Here is a 2,660-nt window from a genome sequence, read left to right as displayed (position 1 = left end):
CGAATATGTTATCGCGCATACAGCACGAGCAATCAGTAGTGCAAATATCGCAGCTTATGATGAGTATGGAAATTTTCTTATTACTCAGGTCCCGGGAACTTCTATTGAACCAGCTCGGATGCAGGCATGGAATGTCAGCGCCTGGGAAATCGATGATGTAATTAGAATCGATTTTACCGATGGAGGCCCTTGCAGTATGAGTTTCGACATTAAAAATCTTGCGGCAGTCTGGAAAGTTGTTGCCACGGGCGTTGCTTGCGATTGAATATCGATACAGTCTCTCAGCCATATTTCCGCAATCGGCCAAGAGCAGACGTGCCGCCTAAGGCTAAAGTCACGTACGAAAATATTTCCAATTCTCAATAGGTAGCAATTGAACATCATCCGAAATATTAGAAATGCTCTTGAACCGTTAACGACAAGTTACCGATTTCCCGACGGTACCTATATATATCGGGCGCATAAAATGGCCCTGAAGATTGATATCGCAGGTAGATCTTTTCTAATCGGCTTCGAACCAGCATTTGAGCAAGGAATCGATCGCTTAGTACATGAGGATAATATTTTTCAACAAATATCCTCGGGCGAAAGAAAAGAATTGGATCCCATTGTCAGAGCAGAAATCATGGAAAAAGTGAAAGACTATTGTTCGGTCAAAAAATTAACCTTCCGCATAGTCGATTGATCCTTTTAGAACCCGATTCTTATTTGGCTCGGGGTTAGCGAGCATGCCAAAAATAGTCAAGTCCGAAATCGGCCAGAAGCGGTAGTTCAAGCGTCGAAACTCAGGCTTATCAAAACAATTCAGCTATCAATCAAAAATCACTATGACACTTGAAGATTTCGAATCCCAAATCAACTCATCTAGTTGTTTTCTCGAAGGGAGATACAGTGACCTTTTTGAATGGGTGTTTTCTCAATATGAGCAATCCCGAATTGAAGCGACAGCTGAGACCGGCGGCGACATGCTGTTGTTTCAATGGGGAACATATGATTGGGGGATGGGAAAAGCCTTTGAAATCGATTTGACTAGGCAGACGATCGACGATCTGGATGATGTGGACGAACAGACCGATAGCATGCGGCAGCTGCATATCACGTTGAGATTTCAGGACAATCAAGCTACTAGCGAACTAGCCGAAGGCAATAAGTGGTGCTCACATGCATCGGAGATCGCCCCATTTCGGAAGTCGGTCAGCCAAAGTGAGGTTTTTTATTGGCTAAAAAGTCACGATCCGATCAGTGTGAAAGTGGTTTTGGAGCGGGTTTAAGGAGCGGGAAATTAAGTCGTCGAAGTCCGCAATCGGCCAAATGCAGACATCGACAATTAATCGATCTCGATTGCAAACAGCAGTTTTTCGTAACGTGCGAGTTCAACGTTTGCCACCTAGAACTTCGTTATCAGTAGGAAAAACAATACACATAGGTTCGTATATGGCAACAGACTTTCTCGTCTTCTGGATGACACGCCCATCTGGCATAGCGATTTTCTTAATCATTATTGCCACACCCTTAATCTTTTGGCGTTTTATTCGAGGTGGAAAGCGTTTGTCGTGGGGACTCAGACCGTATGTTTTGGCCTATACATCGAGCATCGCCGGATTAATCATCCTTTGTTTTCTTACTTCGTTAATGGACTTCGGTAGTCGTGCTACTGGACCCGTGAACGAACTTAGCCGTTGGGCGACGATACTAGGTTGGGCGCTTTATCTCAGCGTCTTGCTTAGTGTGTTCGTGTTGCCGCTGATCGGTTTCATTGCAGTACCTGTTGCGGCACTACTTCTGCGGTTTCAGTGCTTTGAGATTAGAAACATCGTTGGCGTACTAGTGTTTTTCTGGGCGATCCTGACTTTCGCAGTTTGGTTATTCCCAGGCAATAGCTGGGCAGAATCGCATCGCTTCGGCTCATTCGTCTCTCATGGTCAGACGATTGCATATGGAATGGTATTTATCGCCGTGCCGTTCTTCTTCACACTCTATTTCATGAAGAGCAGAAGCTCCTTGGCTACAGATAATTCATTAGGAAATAAATAGTCTGCTATCGGCCAGGAGCGGACATCGAAATCAGGCGCTGCAGCGTAACTAATCCTGTTCAATATAATGACTTCCCCCTCTCATCGCATTGGCAAGAACAAGAAATGAAAACGGCTCTCGCTACCCTGATCCTTGTCTTCGCAGTGCCTACTACCTATGCTGATTTCTCGATTCAACATCCTATACATGGGCAGTGGACCTGGACATTCGAGCGCAATAGCTGCACAGAGGTATATCACTACAAGTCCGACAACACCGCGCGGGTGACGAGCGGCGCTGAAATTGCGGAGAGCCGCTTTACCCTTAGCGAAAAGCCAGACCAGAATGGTTTTTATCGCATGACCGATGTTGTGACAAAAAGCAATGGCCAGACTGGTTGCGATGGTACCGCCGGCGGAACACCTGTAGGACATGAAGTGACAAATTATTTGATCCTCAATGCGACACGAGAAAAATTGCTTATCTGCTGGGATGCATCGTTGAACCAATGCTTCGGTCCACTTCAACGAATCGGAAAATGAAGTTTACGCGCCGTGCCGGCGCATCTTTCCGACACATTCGCGCACCTCAATGAGACAGATATAGTTCGCAATCGGCCAGGAACGGACATTCGAGAAATTAATCCA

Annotated in this window: 5 protein-coding genes; all 5 read left to right on the top strand. The window is 45.8% G+C overall.

The genetic code is table 11. From position 1 onward, the window contains the following. Positions 1-265 (top strand): hypothetical protein (locus AKL28_RS24910; RefSeq protein ID WP_197091089.1); only part of this gene is annotated, 265 nt, incomplete at its 5' end. A 201-nt stretch (positions 266-466) separates the two neighbouring features. Next, entirely contained in the window at positions 467-685 is a 219-nt protein-coding gene (locus AKL28_RS24740) for a hypothetical protein (protein ID WP_156226469.1), read from the top strand. A 142-nt stretch (positions 686-827) separates the two neighbouring features. Beyond that, on the top strand, positions 828-1,271 hold the full coding sequence (locus AKL28_RS23265) for a hypothetical protein (RefSeq protein WP_050470663.1): 444 nt from the start codon (positions 828-830) through the stop codon (positions 1,269-1,271). Between the two features lie 163 nt (positions 1,272-1,434). Further along, complete coding sequence (locus AKL28_RS23260) at positions 1,435-2,034, top strand: hypothetical protein (RefSeq protein WP_050470662.1); 600 nt, start codon at positions 1,435-1,437, stop codon at positions 2,032-2,034. Between the two features lie 104 nt (positions 2,035-2,138). Further along, positions 2,139-2,555 (top strand): hypothetical protein, encoded by a 417-nt coding sequence (locus AKL28_RS24735; RefSeq protein ID WP_156226468.1) that lies wholly within the window; start codon positions 2,139-2,141, stop codon positions 2,553-2,555. Positions 2,556-2,660: the final 105 nt, after the last annotated feature.

It is taken from the genome of Herbaspirillum chlorophenolicum (genome assembly GCF_001189955.1).
Taxonomy (GTDB): Bacteria; Pseudomonadota; Gammaproteobacteria; order Burkholderiales; family Burkholderiaceae_D; genus Herbaspirillum; species Herbaspirillum chlorophenolicum.
This window is presented reverse-complemented; position numbering and strand designations above follow the sequence as displayed.

Coding starts and splice junctions, on each gene's coding strand:
- AKL28_RS24735 (WP_156226468.1), top strand. CDS start 2,139: ATGAAAACGGCTCTCGCTACCCTGATCCTTGTCTTCGCAGTGCCTACT.
- AKL28_RS24740 (WP_156226469.1), top strand. CDS start 467: ATGGCCCTGAAGATTGATATCGCAGGTAGATCTTTTCTAATCGGCTTC.
- AKL28_RS23265 (WP_050470663.1), top strand. CDS start 828: ATGACACTTGAAGATTTCGAATCCCAAATCAACTCATCTAGTTGTTTT.
- AKL28_RS23260 (WP_050470662.1), top strand. CDS start 1,435: ATGGCAACAGACTTTCTCGTCTTCTGGATGACACGCCCATCTGGCATA.